Origin of the sequence: Pseudomonas sp. 18058, from assembly GCF_902706155.1 — a bacterium.
In the GTDB taxonomy this organism is placed as follows: Bacteria; Pseudomonadota; Gammaproteobacteria; order Pseudomonadales; family Pseudomonadaceae; genus Aquipseudomonas; species Aquipseudomonas rustica.
The window spans coordinates 1-20471 of record NZ_CACSJY010000075.1; the positions used below are offsets into that span (position 1 = coordinate 1).

At 57.0% G+C, this 20471-nt stretch carries 25 protein-coding genes and 2 pseudogenes; 14 read left to right on the forward strand and 13 right to left on the reverse strand.

Annotated features, from left to right (window positions below; translation table 11 throughout):
* Window positions 1-80: 80 nt before the first annotated feature.
* Window positions 81-728, reverse strand: a complete 648-nt coding sequence (locus GVL50_RS26070) for a YceH family protein (RefSeq protein WP_159815548.1) — start codon at window positions 726-728, stop codon at window positions 81-83.
* 126 nt (window positions 729-854) lie between these two features.
* On the opposite strand from GVL50_RS26070, the gene GVL50_RS26075 reads away from it, so the two are divergent.
* Window positions 855-1364 carry a DUF1993 family protein gene (locus GVL50_RS26075; protein WP_053121818.1) on the forward strand — a complete coding sequence of 170 codons (510 nt, stop codon included), beginning with the start codon at window positions 855-857 and terminating at the stop codon, window positions 1362-1364.
* Between the two features lie 334 nt (window positions 1365-1698).
* Here the strand turns inward: GVL50_RS26075 and sstT are convergent, their stop codons facing one another.
* Window positions 1699-2931 carry a serine/threonine transporter SstT gene (gene sstT, locus GVL50_RS26080; protein WP_159815549.1) on the reverse strand — a complete coding sequence of 411 codons (1233 nt, stop codon included), beginning with the start codon at window positions 2929-2931 and terminating at the stop codon, window positions 1699-1701.
* A 337-nt stretch (window positions 2932-3268) separates the two neighbouring features.
* Here sstT and GVL50_RS26085 point away from each other — a divergent pair, with 337 nt between their 5' ends.
* On the forward strand, window positions 3269-4432 hold the full coding sequence (locus tag GVL50_RS26085) for an MFS transporter (protein ID WP_159815550.1): 1164 nt from the start codon (window positions 3269-3271) through the stop codon (window positions 4430-4432).
* On the opposite strand, the gene nhaR is transcribed toward GVL50_RS26085, so the two are convergent.
* Window positions 4427-5326, reverse strand: coding sequence for a transcriptional activator NhaR (nhaR, locus tag GVL50_RS26090; protein WP_077573697.1), 900 nt, complete (start codon window positions 5324-5326; stop codon window positions 4427-4429). The two genes, GVL50_RS26085 and nhaR, sit on opposite strands and share 6 nt — an antisense overlap.
* Before the next feature lie 236 nt (window positions 5327-5562).
* On the opposite strand from nhaR, the gene GVL50_RS26095 reads away from it, so the two are divergent.
* Window positions 5563-5805: a hypothetical protein gene (locus GVL50_RS26095; protein ID WP_053121810.1), complete on the forward strand. Its 243-nt coding sequence runs from the start codon at window positions 5563-5565 to the stop codon at window positions 5803-5805.
* Window positions 5806-5835: 30 nt separating this feature from the next.
* The gene (locus GVL50_RS26100) at window positions 5836-6585 is read left to right on the forward strand and encodes a TerC family protein (RefSeq protein WP_053121808.1); all 750 of its coding nucleotides are present in this window, start codon (window positions 5836-5838) and stop codon (window positions 6583-6585) included.
* A 170-nt stretch (window positions 6586-6755) separates the two neighbouring features.
* Here the strand turns inward: GVL50_RS26100 and GVL50_RS28795 are convergent, their stop codons facing one another.
* Window positions 6756-6923, reverse strand: a complete 168-nt coding sequence (locus GVL50_RS28795; protein ID WP_178124223.1) for a hypothetical protein — start codon at window positions 6921-6923, stop codon at window positions 6756-6758.
* A 233-nt stretch (window positions 6924-7156) separates the two neighbouring features.
* Between GVL50_RS28795 and GVL50_RS26105 the strand changes: the two genes are divergently transcribed.
* From GVL50_RS26105 to GVL50_RS26115, 3 genes are all read left to right on the forward strand, one after another.
* Window positions 7157-7828 (forward strand): peptidase C39 family protein, encoded by a 672-nt coding sequence (locus GVL50_RS26105; protein ID WP_159815551.1) that lies wholly within the window; start codon window positions 7157-7159, stop codon window positions 7826-7828.
* An 89-nt stretch (window positions 7829-7917) separates the two neighbouring features.
* A complete protein-coding gene (locus tag GVL50_RS26110; RefSeq protein WP_053121804.1) occupies window positions 7918-8124 on the forward strand; it encodes a DUF6021 family protein in 207 nt (68 codons plus the stop codon).
* Window positions 8125-8136: 12 nt separating this feature from the next.
* The gene (locus tag GVL50_RS26115) at window positions 8137-8343 is read left to right on the forward strand and encodes a hypothetical protein (protein WP_159777043.1); all 207 of its coding nucleotides are present in this window, start codon (window positions 8137-8139) and stop codon (window positions 8341-8343) included.
* A 169-nt stretch (window positions 8344-8512) separates the two neighbouring features.
* Here the strand turns inward: GVL50_RS26115 and pbpG are convergent, their stop codons facing one another.
* From pbpG to GVL50_RS26130, 3 genes are all read right to left on the reverse strand, one after another.
* Window positions 8513-9451, reverse strand: a complete 939-nt coding sequence (gene pbpG, locus GVL50_RS26120) for a D-alanyl-D-alanine endopeptidase (RefSeq protein WP_159815552.1) — start codon at window positions 9449-9451, stop codon at window positions 8513-8515.
* A gap of 132 nt (window positions 9452-9583) precedes the next feature.
* The gene (locus tag GVL50_RS26125; RefSeq protein WP_159815553.1) at window positions 9584-10777 is read right to left on the reverse strand and encodes a site-specific integrase; all 1194 of its coding nucleotides are present in this window, start codon (window positions 10775-10777) and stop codon (window positions 9584-9586) included.
* Between the two features lie 221 nt (window positions 10778-10998).
* Window positions 10999-11349: a hypothetical protein gene (locus tag GVL50_RS26130; protein WP_159815554.1), complete on the reverse strand. Its 351-nt coding sequence runs from the start codon at window positions 11347-11349 to the stop codon at window positions 10999-11001.
* A gap of 138 nt (window positions 11350-11487) precedes the next feature.
* Between GVL50_RS26130 and GVL50_RS26135 the strand changes: the two genes are divergently transcribed.
* Window positions 11488-11772 (forward strand): hypothetical protein, encoded by a 285-nt coding sequence (locus GVL50_RS26135; RefSeq protein WP_159815555.1) that lies wholly within the window; start codon window positions 11488-11490, stop codon window positions 11770-11772.
* Between the two features lie 65 nt (window positions 11773-11837).
* Here the strand turns inward: GVL50_RS26135 and GVL50_RS26140 are convergent, their stop codons facing one another.
* From GVL50_RS26140 to GVL50_RS26150, 3 genes and pseudogenes are all read right to left on the reverse strand, one after another.
* On the reverse strand, window positions 11838-12284 hold the full coding sequence (locus GVL50_RS26140; protein WP_159815556.1) for a hypothetical protein: 447 nt from the start codon (window positions 12282-12284) through the stop codon (window positions 11838-11840).
* Between the two features lie 290 nt (window positions 12285-12574).
* Window positions 12575-13321 (reverse strand): annotated as a pseudogene (locus GVL50_RS26145) (hypothetical protein); the annotation flags it as partial.
* Window positions 13322-13796: 475 nt separating this feature from the next.
* Window positions 13797-14480 carry a hypothetical protein gene (locus tag GVL50_RS26150; RefSeq protein ID WP_159815557.1) on the reverse strand — a complete coding sequence of 228 codons (684 nt, stop codon included), beginning with the start codon at window positions 14478-14480 and terminating at the stop codon, window positions 13797-13799.
* A gap of 88 nt (window positions 14481-14568) precedes the next feature.
* Here GVL50_RS26150 and GVL50_RS26155 point away from each other — a divergent pair, with 88 nt between their 5' ends.
* Together GVL50_RS26155 and GVL50_RS26160 are read left to right on the forward strand one after the other, a co-directional pair.
* Entirely contained in the window at window positions 14569-14886 is a 318-nt protein-coding gene (locus GVL50_RS26155) for a hypothetical protein (RefSeq protein WP_159815558.1), read from the forward strand.
* Between the two features lie 76 nt (window positions 14887-14962).
* On the forward strand, window positions 14963-15598 hold the full coding sequence (locus tag GVL50_RS26160; protein ID WP_159815559.1) for a hypothetical protein: 636 nt from the start codon (window positions 14963-14965) through the stop codon (window positions 15596-15598).
* Between the two features lie 36 nt (window positions 15599-15634).
* Here GVL50_RS26160 and GVL50_RS29175 read toward each other — a convergent pair whose 3' ends face one another.
* From GVL50_RS29175 to GVL50_RS26175, 3 genes are read right to left on the reverse strand one after another with little or no spacing between them, the layout of a single operon-like run.
* Entirely contained in the window at window positions 15635-16153 is a 519-nt protein-coding gene (locus tag GVL50_RS29175; RefSeq protein ID WP_256671990.1) for a hypothetical protein, read from the reverse strand.
* Window positions 16150-16917: a lambda exonuclease family protein gene (locus tag GVL50_RS26170; RefSeq protein ID WP_159815560.1), complete on the reverse strand. Its 768-nt coding sequence runs from the start codon at window positions 16915-16917 to the stop codon at window positions 16150-16152. Before GVL50_RS26170 ends, GVL50_RS29175 begins: the two co-directional genes overlap by 4 nt.
* Entirely contained in the window at window positions 16914-17222 is a 309-nt protein-coding gene (locus GVL50_RS26175) for an ERF family protein (protein WP_371926036.1), read from the reverse strand. The genes GVL50_RS26170 and GVL50_RS26175 overlap by 4 nt, the downstream gene beginning before the upstream one ends.
* A gap of 75 nt (window positions 17223-17297) precedes the next feature.
* On the opposite strand from GVL50_RS26175, the gene GVL50_RS26180 reads away from it, so the two are divergent.
* The 4 genes and pseudogenes from GVL50_RS26180 to GVL50_RS26195 form a co-directional block, all read left to right on the forward strand.
* Entirely contained in the window at window positions 17298-18968 is a 1671-nt protein-coding gene (locus GVL50_RS26180) for a DUF1983 domain-containing protein (RefSeq protein WP_371926037.1), read from the forward strand.
* A gap of 15 nt (window positions 18969-18983) precedes the next feature.
* Window positions 18984-19295 carry a hypothetical protein gene (locus GVL50_RS26185; RefSeq protein ID WP_159815563.1) on the forward strand — a complete coding sequence of 104 codons (312 nt, stop codon included), beginning with the start codon at window positions 18984-18986 and terminating at the stop codon, window positions 19293-19295.
* Window positions 19295-19975 (forward strand): hypothetical protein, encoded by a 681-nt coding sequence (locus GVL50_RS26190; RefSeq protein ID WP_159815561.1) that lies wholly within the window; start codon window positions 19295-19297, stop codon window positions 19973-19975. The genes GVL50_RS26185 and GVL50_RS26190 overlap by 1 nt, the downstream gene beginning before the upstream one ends.
* A gap of 21 nt (window positions 19976-19996) precedes the next feature.
* A pseudogene (locus GVL50_RS26195) lies at window positions 19997-20471 on the forward strand (tail fiber domain-containing protein); the annotation flags it as partial.

The window sequence follows — 20471 nt, forward strand, 5'->3', positions numbered from 1 at the left end:
GCGGTGGATCAGTCAAATCACCTTTGAATGACACACCGCATTCGCGAGCAAGCCCGCTCCCACAGTTTGATCTGCGTTGGTTATTCGAGGCGGGCCAGGCGCTCTTCCAGCGCGGCAATGCGTGCTTCCAGCTCTTCGATACGCTCAAGCGAAACACCGCCACTCGCACCGCGTTCCTGCGGATTACTCCGCGCCGCCAGAATCGCCTCGATATCCGCTGGATCGCCCAGCGCATGGGTATAGCGATCCTCGCGCTGCCCGGCCTGACGTGGAATCAATACCGCCAGCCCGCGCGCGATCAGGCGCTCAAGTTGATGCACCACCTGCTCGGCATCTTCGAAATCGTGCATGCGGCCGCTGCGGGTCAGCAGTTCGTTGACGGTTTGCGGGCCGCGCAGAAACATCAAACCACTGAGAATCACCTGCGCCGGCACCAGTTCCAGCGCCTTGTCGACCTTGTGCTCCCAGCGGTCGGCGCGGCTGCCCATGACCAATTTGGCAAAACCGCGCCCTTCGAGGGCGCGCAGGCTCTGTCCGACCTGGCCCTGGGTCAGGTTCATCACCGGTTCGCGGCTGGTTTTCTGGTTACACGCCGTGACCAATGCGTTGAGGGTCAGCGGATAGGTTTCCGGGCTGGTCGCCTGTTTCTCGATCAACGAGCCGAGGATGCGGATTTCCGTGGCGTTGAGCCGTGGCTCGTCGAAGGTGGATTCTGGTTCTGTGGTCATCGCGCGTTCCCTCTGCAGTCGAAGCCGCCTAGCCTAATCCTTGCCAAACAAAAGGCAAGCCGTGCGGTCATCAAAGCATGGCTATAATCGCCTCCTTGTTCCACCCAGCCACCACACGAGACTGCCATGACCATTTCCCTGTACGCCGCATCCGTCCCGGTTTTTCAACAAATGCTCAACGCCCTGAGCGATGTGCTGAAAAAGGCTGAAGCCCACGCCACCGAGAAAAACATCGACCCGAACGCGTTCCTGCAAGCGCGTCTGTTCCCGGACATGTTCCCGCTGACCCGCCAGGTACAGATCGCCGTCGATTTCGCCAAAGGCGTTTCCGCGCGTCTGGCTGAAGTCGAACTGCCGAAGTACGACGACACTGAAACCTCCTTCGCCGAGCTGCAAGCGCTGATCGCCAAGGTCTTGGCCTTCATCGGCGAGATCAAGCCAGAGCAGATCGATGGCAAGGAAGGCATTGAAATTGTGACCCGTCCGGGCACGCCGAAAGAGAAGCGCTTCAGCGGTCAGTCGTACTTGCTGACTTACGGCCTGCCGCAGTTCTTCTTCCACGTCACCACCACTTATGCGCTGCTGCGTCATAACGGTGTGGAAGTGGGCAAGCGCGATTACATGGGCGCGTTCTAAGCGGCCAGAAGCCCCTCACCCTAACCCGCTGCTGGAGGGAGAGGGGACTGACGGAGTTGTGTGTTCGAGCTGCACCGACCTGAAATATCAAGTCGAACACTCGTTTTGAACAGCACACAGATCACCTCCCTTTCCCCTCGCCCCCTTGGGGGAGAGGGTTGGGGTGAGGGGGAAAAGATCTCCGCCACAAAAAAGCCCGCCGAGGTTCACACCATGGCGGGCTTTTGTTTTTTCTGTGGGAGCGAGCTTGCTCGCGAAGAGGGCAGGTCAGTCGACATCATCTTCGCCTGACAGTCCGCATTCGCGAGCAAGCTCGCTCCCACAGGGTAAGGGGTCATGCAGTGCGTTGGGCCTTCTCTTCTTCACCCAGGCAAGCCGCTGCGGTAAACAGCACGTCCGTAGAAGAATTCAACGCCGTCTCCGCCGAATCCTGCAACACGCCAATAATGAAACCGACCGCCACCACCTGCATGGCAATCTCGCTCGGAATCCCAAACAGGCTGCACGCCAGCGGAATCAACAGCAGCGAACCCCCCGCCACACCCGAAGCACCGCACGCACAAATCGCCGCGACCACGCTCAGCAGAATCGCTGTCGGAATGTCCACGGCAATGCCCAGTGTGTGCACCGCCGCCAGCGTCAGCACGGTAATGGTGATCGCCGCGCCGGCCATGTTGATGGTCGCGCCGAGCGGGATCGACACCGAATAGGTGTCTTCATGCAGGCCCAGACGCTTGCTCAATTCCAGGTTGACCGGAATGTTCGCCGCCGAGCTGCGGGTGAAGAATGCGGTGATACCGCTTTCGCGCAGGCACATCAGGGTCAGCGGATAAGGGTTGCGACGCAGTTTCCAGAACACGATCAGCGGGTTCATCACCAGCGCCACAAACAGCATGCAACCGAGCAGCACGGCCAGCAAGTGCGCATAACCGATCAGCGCGCCGAAACCCGAAGTCGCCAACGTCGACGCCACCAGACCGAAAATACCCAGCGGCGCGAAGCGAATCACAACGCGCACGATCAAGGTCACGCCGTTGGACAAGTCACCGAGCACTTCACGAGTGGTGTCGCCAGCATGCCGAATCGCCACGCCCATGCCGATTGCCCAGGCCAGAATGCCGATGAAGTTGGCTTCGATCAGCGCCTTCACCGGGTTTTCCACCACGCTCAACAACAAGCTCTGCAGCACTTCACCAATACCGCCCGGCGCCGTCACCGCAACGTTTTCGGTGGACAGCACCAGATGCGACGGAAACGCCATGCTCGCGACCACAGCCACCACGGCGGCGGCGAAGGTGCCCAGCAAGTACAGGAACAGAATCGGGCGGATATGGGTTTCCTGACCGTGCTTGTGGTTGGCAATCGAGGCCATCACCAGCACGAACACCAGTATCGGTGCGACGGCTTTCAACGCCGAGACAAACACTTTGCCGATGAACGCTGTGTCTTTCGCGACTTCCGGGGCGAACAGCGCCAAAGCGATGCCGGCGATCAGGCCGATGAGGATCTGCGCGACGAGGCTCAGGTTCTTCAGGCGTTGCAATAGAGAAGGGGAGGAAGCAGTCATAACGGCATCTCTGATTTTTTATAGGCGCAAGGTTGAGTGAACGCGCTGGCAAATTCGGGGGCAGACCAGCGTCACGAACCGAAAGGGTGAGGCGATATCAACGCCGTTAAACGGGCGGTTGATCAGGGGTGTACGTTTTTCAGGGCGCGGACTTTATCACAGCGTAGGCTTTATCCTTCAGGCGTGTGACGATCTGCCGCCGGATCAGGCAACAAAGTCGGCAGGTTTGTGCAAGTCACTGCGGACACACTCTGTTAAGATTGCGCATCCTAATTTTAAAGTTCTGCCAGCGGGCCCTCGGGTCAACGCTGGTGTCGTCGTTTTGCTGGAGTTACCCATGCTGTTACCCATCCTTCTGTTGTCCGCCGCCGGTTTTACGGTGCTGACCACGGAATTCGTCATCGTCGGCTTGCTGCCGGCGATCGCTCGCGACCTTGAGGTCAGCATTCCGCAGGCCGGGCTGCTGGTGACGTTGTTCGCCTTCACAGTGGCGCTTTTCGGGCCATTCCTCACCGCGTATTTCGCCCGATTTGAACGGCGCAAGTTGTTCATCAGCATCCTGATCATGTTCGGCATCGCCAACACCGTGGCAGCATTGGCGCCGAATATCTGGGTGATGGCGTTTGCCCGATTGATCCCGGCCCTTGGTTTGCCGGTATTCTGGGCTTTGGCCAGTGAAACAGCAGTGGACATCGTCGGCCCGGATTTCGCCGGTCGCGCGATTGCCAAGATCGGTTTCGGCATCGTCTGCGCCACGGTATTCGGCATTCCGGTCGGCACGCTGATTTCCGATGCGTTCGGCTGGCGCAGCGCCTTCGGCATTCTCGCGGTGATCGCCTTTGCCAAGGCCTTGCTGCTGTTTGTGTACCTGCCGAAAACCAGCCTGCACCAGCATCAGGTCAGCTTCGCGTCGCAATTCAAGATCCTGCGCAGCCCGCTGATGATCGGCCATATCGTCCTGTCGATTCTGGTGTTCAGCGGCATGTTTACCGCTTACACCTATCTGGCCGACATCCTTGAGCGCCTCGCCGGTTTTAACGGCACCGTGGTCGGCTGGTGCCTGATGGGCTTCGGCGCGGTCGGGCTGATCGGCAACTCGCTGGGCGGTCGCGCAGTGGATAAGCACCCGCTGGGCGCCTCGGTGTTGTTCTGCGCATTCATGATTGCCGGCATGGTCTCGCTGGTGCCGAACATTCATTCGCCAGTGGGCCTGGCGGTGGCGATGGGTATTTGGGGTATTACCCAGGCAGCGTTGTTCCTGGTCAGCCATGTGCGCCTGATGAAAGCCGCACCAGAAGCACCGGCCTTTGCCGCGTCGTTGAATATCGCCGGGGCCAATCTGGGGATCGGCCTCGGCGCCATGGTCGGTGGCCGGGTTATCGACGGTGCAGGTCTGGGCTTTCTTGGCTTTGCGGCTGCCGGTTTCATCCTGCTCTCGGTGTTCCTGGCCATGGTGTTGATGACGCTGAAGCCGCGCGAAGTCTGCGCCGAAGCGTCATAACGCGGTAAACAGCTCGCGTCGGGCACCTTCGGTAATTGCAACGATGCCGGGGTGCTTGACCTTGCGCTCCACCGAAATGGCGTAGAACGACTCGGTCACCGCGTCGGTCTGGCCAATCAACTCGACGCCGTATTGGCGCTTCACTTCATCGGCAATCACGCTCGGGCCAATAAAAATCCCGCTGCCGGATTGGCCGAATGCCTGCATCAAGGCACTGTCATCAAACTCCCCAACGATTTGCGGCTGAATCTGCTGCTCGGCAAACCAGCGCTGCAAACGGCTGCGCACCACGGTTTCGGCGCCGGGAATCAATAGCGGCGCACCGTGCAGGCTGCGCGGGAAATCCTGACCGTACTTCGCCGCCAGTTCGGCGGTTGCGAAGAAACTGATCCCGCATTCCCCCAGCTTCTGGCTGTAGCCCTTAATGTCGAGGTGCGAGGGCATCGGGCTGTCGGAAATCACCAGATCCAGACGCTGGATCGCCAGGTCGGCGAGCAAACGTTCGAGTTTGTCCTCACGGCAGGTGATGCGCAGCGGCTCGTTGAGCTCCATGGTCGGCGCGATGAGGCGGTAGACGATGGATTTCGGCACCACGTCCGCGACGCCGACACGGAACAGAATCTGCTGTTCGTTGGGTTGCGCGCGCAGCATCAGCTCCAGTTCGCCACCGAGTTGAAACATTTGCTCGGCGTAGGGCAGGGCCTGGCGCCCGGCTTCGGTCAACTCCAGTTGACGACCTACGCGCCGAAACAACTCTATGCCGTAGGTTTGTTCGAGCAGGGAAATCTGCCCGCTGATGGTCTGCGGCGTCAGGTTCAGCTGCTCGCACGCACGCACGATGCTGCCGGTCTTGGCCACGACCCAGAAGTAATGCAGTTGTCGGTAATTGAGCATCCGCCGCGCCCCCGTGTAGGAGCTGCCGCAGGCTGCGATCTTTTGACTTTTTTTTAAAAAGCCAACATCAAAGGATCGCAGCCTGCGGCAGCTCCTACATTGAATAGTGTGTGAGTTCGTAAAAACCGAAGTATAGCCGCTAAAAATACGAATTTTCCTGAAGTGTTCACCTCCCTAGAATGCCCAGCCATCGACGGCCGGTCTGTGAGCCTGTCTGTTCATTCGAAGGAAGCCTCATGAAATTCAAAAGCACTGCACTGTTGATTGCGTCTTTACTGGTTCTGGCCGGTTGCGATCAAGCCGAAAAAAGCGCTCAGCAACTGATGGGCAAAGCCGCCGAAAGCGCCAAACAGGCGATCGACGACACCCATAAAGCTGCCGAGCAAGCGCTCAGCGACGCCACCGGCGGGCTGATCGAGAAAAAACCAACCCCGGAAAAAGACTCGGACGAATCCGAATCTTCCTCCAAGACCATCTAATTTAGTCACACAAAGAGTCAGGACTGACCCATGGAATATTTGTTAGAACTCGCCGCCAGCCCTACCGCCTGGGTTGCTTTGGCCACACTGGTGGTGATGGAAATCGTGCTCGGCATCGATAACCTGATCTTTATTTCGATCCTGACCAACAAGCTGCCTAAGCAGTACCAACAGAAGGCCCGCCGTATCGGTATCGGCATGGCGTTGATCCTGCGTCTGGCGCTGTTGAGCACCATCGCGTTTATCGTGCAGTTGACGGAACCTGTGATCGACATCCTCGGCCAGGCCTTCTCCTGGAAGGACATGATCCTGATCGCCGGTGGTCTGTTCCTGGTCTGGAAAGCCACGACCGAGATCCATCACAGCATGGATCCGGCACCGGAAGATCCGAAGTCGGCCACGTCGACCGTGACGCTGGGCTTCGCGGCTGCGATTGGTCAGATCCTGTTGCTTGATATGGTGTTCTCGATCGACAGCATCATTACCGCGGTCGGCATGACCGAACATTTGCCGATCATGATCATCGCGGTGGTGGTGTCGGTGCTGGTGATGTTGCTGGCGGCTGATCCGCTAGCCAAGTTCATCAACGACAACCCGACTGTGGTGATGTTGGCCCTGGGCTTCCTGATCATGATCGGTATGACCCTGATCGCCGAAGGCTTCGGCGCTCACGTACCGAAAGGTTATGTGTACGCGGCCATGGCGTTCTCGGCGGGTATTGAGGTGCTGAACATGTTGTCGCGTCGTGCCAAGCAGAAGAAACTTGCTGCGCAGGCGTAACCGCTAACCATGCAAAAGGCCGCCTGAACTGCATAAGTTCAGGCGGCCTTTTTGCATCCTGTAGGAGCTGCCGAAGGCTGCGATCTTTTGATCTTCAACGTCAAAGGATCGCAGCCTTCGGCAGCTCCTACAAAGTCCAATTGCGTTTTCTTTCCGAAAAATCCCTTGGGTCAGTGCGCGGTCGCGTGACGGGTGGGGTGTTTCTCGCCTTTCTCAACCTTCGCAGGCTCAACCGGATGATGGTGCCGCCGCGAAATCCGCAACACCCCCCACAGCATGGCCGCCGCCACGGCCAGCCAACCGGCAATCAACATCACAATGGTCATGGTCAGGCTCATCAGTGCCTCCTCTTTGCCCTGCGTCGGGCTCCTCTTTTTCAATTCGCTCTGTTTCACTGACAGTCTAGTTGCCCGGGTGTTACACGCTATTGACCAAAGGTCGGTGATGACCAATCACTTTGCTCTATGCAATCGCCGCCCCTGCGGTTTAAGGCTATACCGCAGCGGTTTGCCGCCCTATGATCGGTGACCTTGCCGGAACACGATGACCGGCGTCTGAACAGAGAGCAACGATGGTGCAGGTATTTTCTCGAGTGTGTGCGGCGCTGTTGGTGGCTGGCTGCGTGGCTGCATTGACGGGGTGTGCGGGCAGTGTGGCGCCGGAGGTCAAGCGTTTGCCGGAGCGTGTCGAACTCAGTGGCAGGTTCTATCGGGGGCAGGCCTTCCAGAGCGGGCCGCAGGTATTGGCCAGTCTGTTGTCGCAGCAGGGCGTGGTGATCACCCCGGGTTTGCTGGAAAAACCGCTGCATGTGCCGGGCGCTGAAGACAAGTTGCAGCAGAACATTCAGAACCTTGCCCGTGAATACGGCATGGTCGTCTATCCGCTGGACAGCAATCTGCCCGCGCTGCTGATTCAGGTGGCGGCCGGTTACCCGGTGATGGTGCGTTTCAGCGAAGGCTCGGCGTTCTGGGCTGAGCCGCGTTACGCGATCCTTTCCGGCTACGACCGCAATAAACAGAAAGTCCTGCTGCGTGCCGGCATGAACCGTCGCGAGTTGATGGACTTTGCCTCCTTTGAATCAGCTTTCGAAAAATCCGGCGGCTGGGCAATTCTGATTCAAAAACCGACGCAGATTCCCGCCGCGGTGGATCGTGCGCGTTGGCTCAAAGCGGCCGATGAACTGGCGCAGGCCGGTCAGGAAAACGAAGCGGCGCAGGCCAAAAAGGCCTTGGCGGCGCACTAGTTCTCCGTTCGTCATCTGCCGGGCACGTCTGTGTCCGGCAAGCCTCTTACCTCTATAACCCGATTTCGCGGGTGAATCAGGAGGCAAGCATGGCAGAGTCCACATCCCCTAAAGGCCCGCACTCATCCGAGCATTCCTCGGGCGATGACCTGGGTTTCGATCCCGATTCGCCGGATCTCGACGACCCGCAAGTCGATCCCGTTGGCCCGGCCAAGGCGCCGAAAGACGTGAAGCCCGGCGACGACGACAAAAAACCGGCCAAACCCTACGACCCGTTAGCCAATCTGAAACCTTGATGTGAGGTGCGTATGAGTACCGATTCAAGCTTCCATGATCAAAAACCTGACAGCGTACCGACGACGCCTGAGCCTGAAGTTGATCCAGTGCTGGATCCGGACAGCCCGCTGCGCGATCCGCTGGCCCGGCCGAATGTGCTGACGCCGGATCTGGAGCGGGATCCGAGCAAGGGGGATGGCATACCTGATGATGAACAGATGCCGTTGCCGAATGACTGAAATTGTCATTGGCGTCAGTGGATGACTTTGTGGCGAGGGATTTATCTGTGACGAGGGGATTTATCCCCGATGGGTCGCGAAGCGGCCCCAAAAAAATGGGCCTGCTGCGCAGTCCAGCGGGGATAAATCCCCTCGCCACAGCCAAGAGTGAAAACCTCAATAAGACGTTCTACTTCGAAGCCTCAACCACGCCACTCTGGCGATTCTTCAGGTTCTTATCAGCCTTGTACTGCTGCGCCACCGCCGGAACGTTAGCGCTGCGCCCAGTCTCAACCCAGCTGCGAATCCGGCTCGCATCGGCAAAATGCGTGTACTTGCCGAACGCATCCAAAATCACCAGTGCCACCGGGCGATTGCCCATGCGCGTCACCAATACCAGGCAGTGACCAGCAGGATTGGTAAAGCCGGTTTTAGTGATCTTGATGTCCCAGTCAGCCTTGTTCACCAAATGATCGGTGTTACGGAAACCCAACGTGTAATTAGGTTTACGGAACGACACGGTCTTTTCCTTGGTGGTCGTCAGTTCAGTGAGGATCGGGTGCTTGCTCGCTGCGACCAACAACTTGCTCAAATCGCGCGCCGTGGAAACGTTGCGCTCGGACAAACCGGTCGGCTCGACGTAGTGAGTGTTGGTCATGCCCAGCGCCTTGGCCTTGGCGTTCATCGCCGCGATAAAGGCTGCATAACCGCCCGGATAATGATGCGCGAGGCTGGCGGCGGCGCGGTTTTCCGAGGACATCAAAGCGATCAGCAGCATCTCGCGGCGCGGCAGTTCACTTTTCAGTTTGACTCGGGAGAACACGCCCTTCATCTCTGGCGTGTTTTTGATGTCGACATCGATCCATTCGTCCATGTTCTGTTTGGCTTCAACCACCACCAGGCCAGTCATCAGCTTGCTGACAGAGGCGATCGGCACGATCACGTCAGGGTTGCTGGAATAAATGACTTTGTTGGTCTGCATATCCATGAGCAGGGCGCTGCCGGAAGCGATCTTCAGGGTCGAAGCGTCACGCGGGGCAGCGGTGGTTTCCGCAGCGTTGATCGTTGGCGTGATGAATGTGCCTGTGAAAGCAAAAAACAGGCTCAGAATCGAAAGACGAATTTTCACGCGGGCGAACTCATAAAGGTTGGATATTCCGTTAGTTTGTAACGGGTTATTTCTTCAAAGCGTCGCATTCTAGGAGTATGTGCTAGGAAAGCTAGAGGCGCCCGCAAACAAAGGGCGAAATGTGAAATATATTTAAGGCTGTACCAATTTTGTACCAATCTGGTTCTCAAGCTTCCCGACCTCCGACCAGTCGGTAGTTGAGCTTAGCCAGCGGGCGTATGTCGACAGTAACACCTGCACGCTGTGCCCGAGCTGTCCTGCGATGAACGCGGGGTTCATGCCTACCATCAGGCACATTGTGGCGTAAGTGTGGCGGCAGTTGTATTGGCTGCGTGGCTTTATTTTCAGTGCCCCTAACGCCGTTGCGAAATGACCACCTGGGGTGGTAGCCCCGAGAATATATTCCGAGTTCCCCGAGGGCGGAAAGACGTACGGAGACGACTGACGCTTGCGCCTCATTTGGTTGAGCCGAGCATCTGCAATCCGCTTGGCGCATTCCAGAGCATGCATGGCGCGGCTGTTTAGCATCACGGTGCGGGCCTGCTTTGTCTTCGTGCGCTCCTCAACCTTCCCGTCAACAACGATCCGGCAGACGTGGGCGACACGCTTGTCCGTATCGATCTCATCCCAACGCAAAGCCCTGAGCTCTCCCGTCCTCATCCCACAGTAAAACGCGAACTCGAAGTAAGCCGCGTAGATCTGTGAGGCCCGCGAAGTGAAGTTGGCATACATCCAGTCGATGATCATGTCCGCTTCTTCCACGCTGAAGGGATCAATAACTTTCTTGGCCTTGCCAGGGAGCTTGATCGCCGTTGCTGGATTCCGCTCGATTACCTCATCCCGCACCGCTGCCTTAAAAAGCGCATTCACTCGCGATATCGCTGTGCGTTTCACGGTGGTGCTTTCCCAGCTTGTCTCGGCGATCACCCGACGCAACAGCATCGGGGTGATCGTGGTCATCGGTACCCTGGCCAGTTCTTGCATCCAGTAATTGTTGATCGTGCCTTTGTAGTTGCGTCGAGTGCCCGGGACGATCTCAAGTCCATCGATCCACGTTTGGGCATATTCGCCGAAGGTGAGTCCTGTGGCTGCGTCGGAGTAGCTGGAGTTCGGGAACAGTTCGGCGTAGCGCTTCTCGTCCAGAACCCCATGCTTGGCTAGGCTGATTACTTGATCGCGTAGATCGGCGGCCGCCTTGATCCCTTTTGGCGTCTGGGGATGGGCAAGTGTTTCGCAGCGTCGCTCACCGTTCCAAGTGAACCGGATGCGGACAGACTGGCCAGCAAATTCAACTCCTCGGGGCAGGCCCATTGGCTTTCTTGCCATGCTTCATATCTCCTGATGCTATAAAAAACCCGGCCATCTATTTTATTCCAGACGCCTTCTGGGATGATTCCGCGTGCTCGCTTACCTTCGAGTGCGCGCTTGGTGGTGCCAATCAGGGCGGCCATGCGCTCTTCGGGCACCTTGTCGAACGGATACGTTTCGACGTTCTCTTCTTTTTCGGGCATAGCAGGCTCCATGCCGCGCGTGGCGGCAGAAGGTGGTTATTCGGTTTTGGTGTGGAACCACTCGGTGTCGTACTCGAGCTGCGTCACACGACGCGGTTCGATGTGCGGCGTCGACTCCCTGAATTCGTGGACTGATCCGGGTCGTCCGCTGAATTCCTCCGCGGCTTGCAAAAACACTTCTTTGTAAATCCTTACCAGGTGGTCTGCCGCATCGGGATAAGCTTCCTCTCGATAGAAGGCAGCGACCGTAATACCGTCGTCCACCAGCCAAACAGTCCGGCGCGGGCCTTGCTCAGCCTTGTCGATCTTGTCGGCCATCTGCTGGCGGGCGTAACGGAGTTGATCCAGTGATAGCTGGTTGATCCATTCATCGGTGCCGACCCGCATGGGGTGCCGTATTCACACTTAATTTCAGGCATGGGAACTCCTTACGAGCCGCATCAGATAGCTTGATTGGCTATGAAAAATGAAGACGGATTGATACATTCTTGGTCGTCAGATATCGCGACGAAGGGAGATAGATGAATGCTGACCAAAGAGGAATTTGTAGCTGCGGCGTTTCGTATCGCCGGCGAAATGTCTAACGAGGCGGAGTGGAAAAACCACATAGTTGCCGTTGATGAAAATCACATCTTCTTCAAGAACAAAAAGAAGTTAACCGCCGAAAAGCTTAATCAAATGTGGCCCGAGCTACTCCGGACAAACATAAGTAAAGCCTTCGCGAACTCGGTAATTGCCACCGCCACGAAAAATCAGAGCTCCGTAAATGTACCGATGATGGAAATCATCCGCCGAATACATGGAAAATAGATCTGTGGTACTCGATCACCGCGGCCCCTTGTAGATGAGGTAGACCATGAGGAGCGAGGCGAGGATCATGGCGTCACCTTTTTTGCGGCGCGCTGCGCTTCATGGAATGCCAGCACCTCTTCCATGCCGGTGTTGACCGCAACAATCTCCCGATCGAAATATGCTTGGGCGTCAGTCTCGCCTTCGGGCGGGAGCTGTCCGGGGCCACAGAGCGAGTTGTAAATCCACTCCATGGCTGCCGCTGGGCCTTTGCCATGCTCTTCCTCGATCAACGCCGAACGCATCGCCAAGATGTAGCGGCCGAACATCAAGTCCATTTCCTTGATCAGGACGCGGCGCGTTTCACTTTCCGAGATGAGAGCCAGAACCGCCTCGGGCGAGCACTCTTTAAGGAACTGCTCATCGCGGCGCAGCAGGCCGGCGTCACCGATCATCCCCGCCCAGCCGTCCGACCGGATGATCTCGTCGCGGCAGCCTTCAGCCAGTTTTTTGAGTTTTGAATGGTCTGTCATTGCTGTTCTCCATCGCGCTGCATCATGTTGGCGAGTTGTTCGTTGGTTATCGGGCGTGAGCCCATGCGACGGCGATAATCTGAGCGCTGATGCTGGCTGCAAAACAGCGTGCCTCGCACCCTTTGCGAACTGCACTTGTGGTCGCCTGACTTGGCGGCGCAGATGGTTGATTTGTCGCTCATCCGATCACCGCCTTTATGGTCAGTACCAATGGAAGCCAGAAGAAGAGGGTGCAGCCGGCCATGCAGGAAAGGATCATGGCGATAACTCCAGTTCAGCTGGCCCGTAGTGGCCAGGGTTTCAACGGCCAGGGCGTACACGTCCGGGTGCTGTTTGTCGAAGGCCGGCATGTCTTCAGTTTCGATCCAGGTGCCGCGCACGGCGCCTTTTGCCAGCCATGCCGGTTTGCTTCCCGCTGCCTGCGTCCACGCGGTGACGCCGATACCGTGGCTGGCGATCTGCTTGGCGGTGATAAAGCCTTGGCTTCGGAGCTGGGCCAGCACCTTCAACGCTGACTCTTTCCACGGTGTCAGGCGAATAGGAGAGGGAACGCCGGCCGGCAGGTTCGTGACAAGCACTGGAACCTGGCAGCGCTCAGGCGGATTCCAGTCGAACATGTACCAGTCATAAAATGGCTTGTGGCCGCTCACCTCCAGCAGGGAGTGAGCGAGGCTGAACGTGAAGCCGTCACCGCGACTCGTCCAACTCGATCGTGGCACCAACACTCTCACACCGAGGTGTTCCAGCATCTTTACGATTCCTTTGCTGGCATCCGTAATTTTGCTCACGATCACCAACCGGTAATCTGGGCCAGCACGCCCATATAGTTCGTCGCCACGGCAGGGCAGGATCTGGTCGGCAACCTTGGCGTTCAATTGCATTTTGGCCTCGACGCCGATCTGCCGACCGTCTTCATTCACGACCAGCACGTCGAAGCCAGCGGCCTCGGGGTAGCACGTCCAGCCGGGCAGTTCGTTGAACTCCTGGATGAACAGCGCGCAGAGGTCAGCCTCCTTTTCGATTTTCTCGATAGGCATGTTTCGTCCTTGCCGCTATAGCGGCTGACTTTGAAGGGGGATGGGGTTGTGGTTTAGGATCGGGCTACGTTGGCCGATATCTGAGTACGCTGATTTGAAAACTAACTGAATGGAGTATTAGGTTTGAGAGCGGTCAATCGAGTTATGGGGTATTTGAGGCGCTGTCAGTATTGGTTGCTCTTGCTCATGACCACGGCCTCGCTTCTAAACGTCTGTATTCGGTTCATTGGAGATTGGAAGAGTTTTTGGACTGTGCTTCTTATTCAAGCGTTTTTTGGTCAAGCAGTGTTCGCATTTATAAGGGGGGAAGCCATTCACGTTGCGCCTGGCGGACGCCTTTCCAAAGACGCGGATCCTGTTGGCCGCGCTGGATTAGCGGCATTTTCACTCGCAGTTTATTTTTTAGCTTTTGGTTACGAGCCTGCAACGCAAGAACAATCAATCTATGAGAAAAGAACCTCTGATTGGACAATGCCTACGCGCGAAGAGATTGGCAGGTCGGCTGAGCAGCAGTGATTGAAGGTGGTGCGTGCTGTTGATCCTGTCGCAGGGCTTCCTGAACGGCCTCGACGATGCGTCGTAGATATTTAAAGTCGTGGTTTTCTTCGACGGCGCGATCGCCAACCGGATAATGCCACTCATCCCCGAACAACTCGGTCAGCAGCGGGCTTTGATGCCAGCATTCGCTCGAGCTCTCGATGCTTCGTAGAACATCGATATCACCCCACAGCTGCCGAGCTTCGCGTTTGCTCAGCTCGCCCAGTTCCCAGTCGTGTCGGCCCGTCTGCTGTCTGCGGCGCTGGATGATGCATTTCTTGGCGAGAGCGTGAAGTGCGTTACCGCTGAAGACGGTGGAACTGATGCCGCGATCCAAGCAGTTCAGCACATAGTCCCAACCGCAGTCGGCAACGAACTCGGCGACGGTGCGCGGGCCCATGCCACCCCAGTAGGCGTTCCAACTGTTGTCCCAGCAACTAATGGTGATCTTGCCTTGGGCCGTCTGGTAGTTCGGATCAGATTCGATGGGGCAGTTGCGCCGGCCCAAGTCCTCGAGGAACACGGTGATCGTGTCGAGCCGCGGCGCGCCGGATATCACCAGCTTCGTCACTGTCGAGCGTTCAATCTTCAGCGGCTCGGCCGGATTGTTTTCTGTGGGCATGGGGCGTCCTATGCCGGGGCATGCCCGGGCGGTGGAGGGTGGTGAGGGATCAACTACAGTTCAGCGATCATAAAAGGAGGTGTTAGATATGTCTGATTGGAGCGAAGTAATTGCTGGCGCAATCGGTGGTGGCCTTGCATGGGGGCTTCAGACTCTGTCGTCTGAGTACCTAGCCCGTCGCGACCGCAACAAGATATTTAGCTGGCTTGAAAGCGAATCGTCGAAACCGGAAAGCCTGAAGTATCGCTCCACCAAAGCAATTTCAAAGGCGGTGAATCTGCCCCCTGAGCGCATTTACTACCTCTGCCATACCGACGGCCGTATACACCCAGCGCTTGGCGATCGGGATGATCTATGGAGTCTGAGCGGTGAAGACCAGGTGAAGCAGAAAGGATTGTGGGGCTAGCCTCGCCGGCTGGCGTGATTCGTAGAAGTGGGGTATTTGTGTCAGTCGCTATGGGTAAGCTGAGGGTTTCACAGATATGACGCGGAGCGATGTCGTTCTTCTAACTGTTTCGGGAATTGGGATTTTCTGCGTTGGCGTAGTTTGGCGTCCGGTGTTTGGCGATCTGGCGCATCTAAAATTTGCGTTAGAAAGCACGAGCTATGTAGCAACTGCCGTCGCTGCGATTGTCGCGATTTACACTCTGAACGCCTGGAAAAGGCAATTCAGGCATGCTGAACGTTTTGCAACTTTAAGAGTGCTGAAAGATGCGGTTACTGACCTGCATTTGTATCGGGGACATTTGCTATCGGTAATAGCTATTTATAAATATCTTCGAACTCATGACGGCGCTCCTGACCCGGAACTGGTGAACCGAGAGGCCGAAAAAAGAGAGCAGTTGAAAACAGCGCTTACGGCTTACAAAAAAGCATGGGCGGCGGCCGTGGCGTTTTTTACCCATGAAGAGGAGGCGAATTTCCCAGGAACTCCCACAATGTTTTTAACGCTCTACGTATCAAGACCAGAGCAAATCCATAAGGCGCATTTGTTGTACATCGATTCAAGTCAGGATGATCAGTTTGAGGCTGTGGTACAGCTATACGACGACGAGGCCAAGATCCTTTTCAGGGATTCCGTTGAAGAAATAGAGTCAATGCTTAGGCGTAATATCTGAGTATCACAGTGCAAAAACGTGAAAATCACAGTCTATTTAATGGTTTGTATCGACGCCATTTTTGGCAAATCGCTCAAGCTGTCGCGACTGCTCTGCATTTGGTACAAAAACAGGTCGCGACATATTCACGAAGCGTTCTGACTCTTCTGTAGGCGCGCCGGCCAGATTGATGATGAACGTCGACACCGTTTCCTGCCATTCCTCGAAGCCGTGCCGCTCGCCGAGAACATGAAGAGCATCATCCAATGCCTTCGAAACAATCAGCGTCCGCTTCTCGGCACCGATCCGCTCCAGCAACGCTTTCTCCTTCACGCGCTCTTGGTGGCGAATGTCTTGAGCGGACAACGGTTGAGGCGGAGCAGGCGGCCGGCGCCGGACAAATGGCTTTGGTGCTGGCGGCATCTGGTTGCTGTAGCTGACCGGCTTGGGCTTGTAACCGATGGGCTCGGCTTCTTCGATCTTTCCGCCGGCGGCCAGGTATTTTTCGACCTGTGCCGCCAGTTCATTGGATTTTGGCCGAAGGGCTTCGACCAAACTGAGGTGGTTGCTGATCATGCTGCTTTACTCCGGAGCTTCGCCTCGTAGCCGTCCACCAGCAGCTTGAACTGCCAGAGGTCTTCTTCGAGTTGTTCGATGTAGTCGTCATCCCGCTTGAATTCTTGCAGCCAGAGCTGGCGGCCGACGGGTTTCAGAAGAGGGCAGTACATCCCGATGTGCCACCACTTGCGGCCGGTGATCCACATGCAGCCCTGCACCTGGTCTATGACATCGCTCGCATCGTTGTCGATGTGGAAGGCGCGCAGCTTTTCGGGAGAGAGGAAGCACTTGTACTCGGATCCGCCATCCTCACCGATGAACCCGTCGGCGCTGGCGCCAAACGCGCCGTCGTCCGTTTTCACCAGTCCGACTTGCGTAACGATCAGCCCGGTCTGAATTTCGTGTTCCATACGTGCTTCAGGTTCGAGTTCGTGCCCTCGGCGCATCTGCCAAGTTTCGAACCCGCCGTCCAGCGGCGCGCCGCCGATTCGCTCAACAGCCAGCTCAAACGCGTAGGTCAGTGCGGCGTTTGATGGCTCACCGACTTTCTCGCCATCGAGAGCGCGCTGGACGACTTCGGCCTTCGGCCCAGCCTTGTAGCCAGCCAGGTCGCGGGCTTTGCTTTCGCTATGGCCGGCCAAGATTGCTTCAACGTATGTCCGCTGCTGGGTAGTGAGCCCGTTCACCTTGGAGCGGGCGGTGCTGAACATGCTTGCGGTGATGACCCCGGCGCGGCCTTGCAGCCATTCGGCAGATCCTTGCGTGCAGTTGAGGACAATCATTGTTTTGCCTCCAATATGTCTTTGCGCTTGGTGACGGCAATCTTCACCGTGTCATAACCGACCTTGTCGCCGCTGGCCTGCAAAACTTTCAATGCAGCCTGCCAGACATCTTTGAGCTCATCGGGTGAGGCTGTCTGTTCGACCCGCTCAAGGATGTCCGTAATTACTTGGGCTCGCATTTCCTCGCTATCCGATCCGTCCGCCGTCTGCGCGTCATCATCGCGAGCCTCACTGGTCGTGATGTTCAGCAGGGCGCACATCACGTAGCGCTTGCCATAGGTGGTGGATGAACCAACCGCCTGCACTTCGTTGCGCCCTTTACCGTCGTACCGGCACCGGCGAGTGTCACTATCGCGTCGACATCGTCGATTGTTCAGGGAATGGCAGTGGCCACCATGACGATCAGTTGGCCCGCTGTGGATGGCGCGGTCGGCTATGACGTCGAATGGCGCAAGGACAGCGGCAACTGGATCAAGGTGCAGCGCACAGGCTTGACCAACGTTGACGTGGTCGGCATCTACGCTGGCGCGTACGTGGCCCGGGTTCGCGCAGTGAGTGCCTTCGACATCACGTCGCCTTGGCGCAATTCGATCCTGACGAATCTGAAGGGGAAGGAGGGCTTGCCACCAGCACTCAGTTATCTGACAGCCACGCCACTGTTGTTCGGCATCTATCTGAAGTGGGGTTTCCCGGCTGGCGCGGAAGACAGCCAGCGGACGGAAATCTGGTACGGGCCGACAACCAGCCTGGAAGCAGCGACCAAGCTGACGGACTTGTCTTATCCGCAGAGCGATTTCTCCATGCTCGGCCTTGCCGCTGGAGTCACCTTCTTCTTCTGGGGCCGCATCGTCGACAAGATAGGCAACATCGGGCCGTGGTATCCGATTGGCCTGGGTGTGCAGGGCCAGTCCAGCTCGAACGCTGGTGACATTCTGGAAATGATCAAGGGCCAGATTACCGAGACGGAACTCGGTGAGGACTTGCTGGCCGAGATCGAAAAAATCCCGGGATTGCAGGCGCAGATCGATGCACTCGACGGACTGAAGGGGTACGACCCCGATGCGACCTACGTTGAGTACGACCTGGTCGTTCAAGGCAAGCGCATCTATCAGGCGACCGGCGCGGTGCCAGCCAACACGCCGCCGCCGAACGCGCTCTATTGGCTGGACGTTGGGCAGACCGTTGAGACGGCAAACGGACTTGCTCAACAGGTCGCAACCAACACTGCTGATATCACTGAGCTCGACGGGGTTGTCACCGCACAGGCGACTGCGTTTGAGGCGCTGCGTGCATCGTCGCGAGACGACAAAGGCGAGGGTGATCTGGCAGATGCTCTGAAGGGATGGACGAGCACTGCGGCTATTGCCACCGAAGAAAAGGTTCGCGCTTCGGCGAATGAGGCGATGGCCAGCAGACAGACAACAGTCGAAGCCAAAGTGGGTGTCAATGAGGGCAGCATCACCTCTCTTGAAAAAGTTGTTGTGTCGAATCAGCAAGCGACGGCTCAGCAGATCACTCAGCTGGGCACGACAGTCGGCAGTCAGGGCTCCCAAATAGGCCAGCAGCAGACGCTGATCGAGACCAACTCCTCAATCATCAACGACGTGAACGGCAAGTTGGCTGCGACCTGGTCGGTAAAGATGCAATACAGCACCTCCACCGGGCAGTACATCGCTGCAGGTATTGGGCTGGGAATCGAGAATACTCCCGCCGGTCTTCAAAGCCAGTTTCTGGTCAGTGCGGATCGATTTGCGATCGTCAACACCATTGCTGGCGGTGCCATCGCGGTTCCGTTTGCCGTGCAGGGCGGTCAGGTGTTCATGAACTCGGCGTTCATCATGGATGGTGCAATTACCAACGCCAAGATCGGCAACTACATCAGCTCGACCAATTACATAGCCGGTCAGCAGGGCTGGATTCTCAACAAGGACGGCACGCTGGAGATCAACGGCATTGTTCCCGGTCAGGGCCGGCTGGTGATCAACGCTCTCAACGTTTCAGTTTACGACGCAAACAATGTTTTGCGCGTTCGTCTCGGCTATTTGGGGTGATTAATGGCTTACGGTATGCGGATCTGGGGTGCCGATGGTGCACTTCAGATCGATGAAAACTCCTTCACCATTCGTGTTGCGTTATCCACGCTGGTGACATTTGCGCTGGGAGCGAACAAGGGAAGTCAGGATTTTGCGGTGCCTGGCGTTGGCCCTGGCAACGGAACGGCCTTCGTCATCCCCAACGGTGCCTACGCCAGCAGCCAAATGCAGTTCGAGACGGAAATGCTCGATGGTGTTGTGCGCGTTTATAACCACACCCGCACTTACGCCGCGAGTTACACCTCTTCAGGCACAATGAGATTGATTGTTATGAGGTGGAGCTGATGGCTTATGGACTCCAGTTCATCAACAACAGCAACGTGGTCACCCTCGACACTGAATTTGCCCGCTTAATGGTTATCTCTTCCGGAAGGTTCGCTCCTACGGAAGAGAGCGGACTGGGATCAACCACCTATTTCGCACGGCCGGTGACCTCGCAGGAGCCGCCGTTGGTGTTTGTGCGCCCTGACACCGTTAATGCGGTTGCCGGCCTCTGCCAGATGAGACTCATCGGATCGGCAGGTAACTGGACGGGCTTTTACGTCAGGGCCTACAACGTCAACACAGCGCAACCGAACGGGAGATATTTTGTGGCTGCGTTCGCGGCGCAAGCGGTCGCGCAATACGGAATGCGCTTGTGGGACGGAGCGGGAAAGTTGCTTTTCGATTCCGGCACTCCAAACGCAAGCTTCACCAGAGCCTTCCAGAACTGGACGTATGTCACCTATGACATCGGTGATCAAGGTCTGACGCGGATCTTCTATTCAGTTCCGTTCGATTTTCCGCAAAACGAATTCATGCTGATAAACACCTTTGGCATGCCGATGACGGCGGGTAGCGCGATTCCAAGGAACCTGGCCTGCTGGTGGGACTTTCCCAACAACAAACTCTATGCCATCACCACCGCAGCCTCTAATCCGACTGCGTTCTTTCTGTCGGCCGTTTTCGCCAAACAAGCGGTTTAACCTCATTTATAGGATGTAGCCATGTCTTGGTACAAATCAGGAACGGTTTCTGTCACCCAAAATTCCAATGCGGTGATCGGCACCGGTACCGCCTTCATCGCAAACAGTCGGGTCGGAGATGCCTTTCGCGGGCCTGACGGTCGCTGGTACGAAGTGACCAACATCGCCAGCGACACGGCCATGTCGATATCGCCTGTATACCAAAGCGCAACGGCCAGCGGCGGCAGCTATGCACTGGCTCCGATGCAGGGTTACGTCAAGGATTCGGCAGACGCCCTGCGTGCGCTGGTCAATCAGTTTGGTGACAAGCTGGCCGCACTGGGCACGACTGGCAACTACGACATCTTGCCCGTAGTCAAAGGCGGAACCGGCGCCACCACTGCGGGCAATGCCCTCGAAAATCTTGGATTTAATGCCGGTACGCTGTATCCCAAATTTGGCGGGGTTGTCCTCCTGGCTGCGGCAGGCGGATACAGCGTTCAAGGCGGCTATTTGG

Bases quoted from the DNA above. Each gene is read 5' to 3' on its own strand.
- GVL50_RS26070 (WP_159815548.1), bottom strand. From the start codon at position 728: ATGACCACAGAACCAGAATCCACCTTCGACGAGCCACGGCTCAACGCC.
- GVL50_RS26075 (WP_053121818.1), top strand. From the start codon at position 855: ATGACCATTTCCCTGTACGCCGCATCCGTCCCGGTTTTTCAACAAATG.
- sstT (WP_159815549.1), bottom strand. From the start codon at position 2,931: ATGACTGCTTCCTCCCCTTCTCTATTGCAACGCCTGAAGAACCTGAGC.
- GVL50_RS26085 (WP_159815550.1), top strand. From the start codon at position 3,269: ATGCTGTTACCCATCCTTCTGTTGTCCGCCGCCGGTTTTACGGTGCTG.
- nhaR (WP_077573697.1), bottom strand. From the start codon at position 5,326: ATGCTCAATTACCGACAACTGCATTACTTCTGGGTCGTGGCCAAGACC.
- GVL50_RS26095 (WP_053121810.1), top strand. From the start codon at position 5,563: ATGAAATTCAAAAGCACTGCACTGTTGATTGCGTCTTTACTGGTTCTG.
- GVL50_RS26100 (WP_053121808.1), top strand. From the start codon at position 5,836: ATGGAATATTTGTTAGAACTCGCCGCCAGCCCTACCGCCTGGGTTGCT.
- GVL50_RS28795 (WP_178124223.1), bottom strand. From the start codon at position 6,923: ATGAGCCTGACCATGACCATTGTGATGTTGATTGCCGGTTGGCTGGCC.
- GVL50_RS26105 (WP_159815551.1), top strand. From the start codon at position 7,157: ATGGTGCAGGTATTTTCTCGAGTGTGTGCGGCGCTGTTGGTGGCTGGC.
- GVL50_RS26110 (WP_053121804.1), top strand. From the start codon at position 7,918: ATGGCAGAGTCCACATCCCCTAAAGGCCCGCACTCATCCGAGCATTCC.
- GVL50_RS26115 (WP_159777043.1), top strand. From the start codon at position 8,137: ATGAGTACCGATTCAAGCTTCCATGATCAAAAACCTGACAGCGTACCG.
- GVL50_RS26125 (WP_159815553.1), bottom strand. From the start codon at position 10,777: ATGGCAAGAAAGCCAATGGGCCTGCCCCGAGGAGTTGAATTTGCTGGC.
- GVL50_RS26130 (WP_159815554.1), bottom strand. From the start codon at position 11,349: ATGCGGGTCGGCACCGATGAATGGATCAACCAGCTATCACTGGATCAA.
- GVL50_RS26135 (WP_159815555.1), top strand. From the start codon at position 11,488: ATGCTGACCAAAGAGGAATTTGTAGCTGCGGCGTTTCGTATCGCCGGC.
- GVL50_RS26140 (WP_159815556.1), bottom strand. From the start codon at position 12,284: ATGACAGACCATTCAAAACTCAAAAAACTGGCTGAAGGCTGCCGCGAC.
- GVL50_RS26150 (WP_159815557.1), bottom strand. From the start codon at position 14,480: ATGCCCACAGAAAACAATCCGGCCGAGCCGCTGAAGATTGAACGCTCG.
- GVL50_RS26155 (WP_159815558.1), top strand. From the start codon at position 14,569: ATGTCTGATTGGAGCGAAGTAATTGCTGGCGCAATCGGTGGTGGCCTT.
- GVL50_RS26160 (WP_159815559.1), top strand. From the start codon at position 14,963: ATGACGCGGAGCGATGTCGTTCTTCTAACTGTTTCGGGAATTGGGATT.
- GVL50_RS29175 (WP_256671990.1), bottom strand. From the start codon at position 16,153: ATGATCAGCAACCACCTCAGTTTGGTCGAAGCCCTTCGGCCAAAATCC.
- GVL50_RS26170 (WP_159815560.1), bottom strand. From the start codon at position 16,917: ATGATTGTCCTCAACTGCACGCAAGGATCTGCCGAATGGCTGCAAGGC.
- GVL50_RS26180 (WP_371926037.1), top strand. From the start codon at position 17,298: ATGGCAGTGGCCACCATGACGATCAGTTGGCCCGCTGTGGATGGCGCG.
- GVL50_RS26185 (WP_159815563.1), top strand. From the start codon at position 18,984: ATGCGGATCTGGGGTGCCGATGGTGCACTTCAGATCGATGAAAACTCC.
- GVL50_RS26190 (WP_159815561.1), top strand. From the start codon at position 19,295: ATGGCTTATGGACTCCAGTTCATCAACAACAGCAACGTGGTCACCCTC.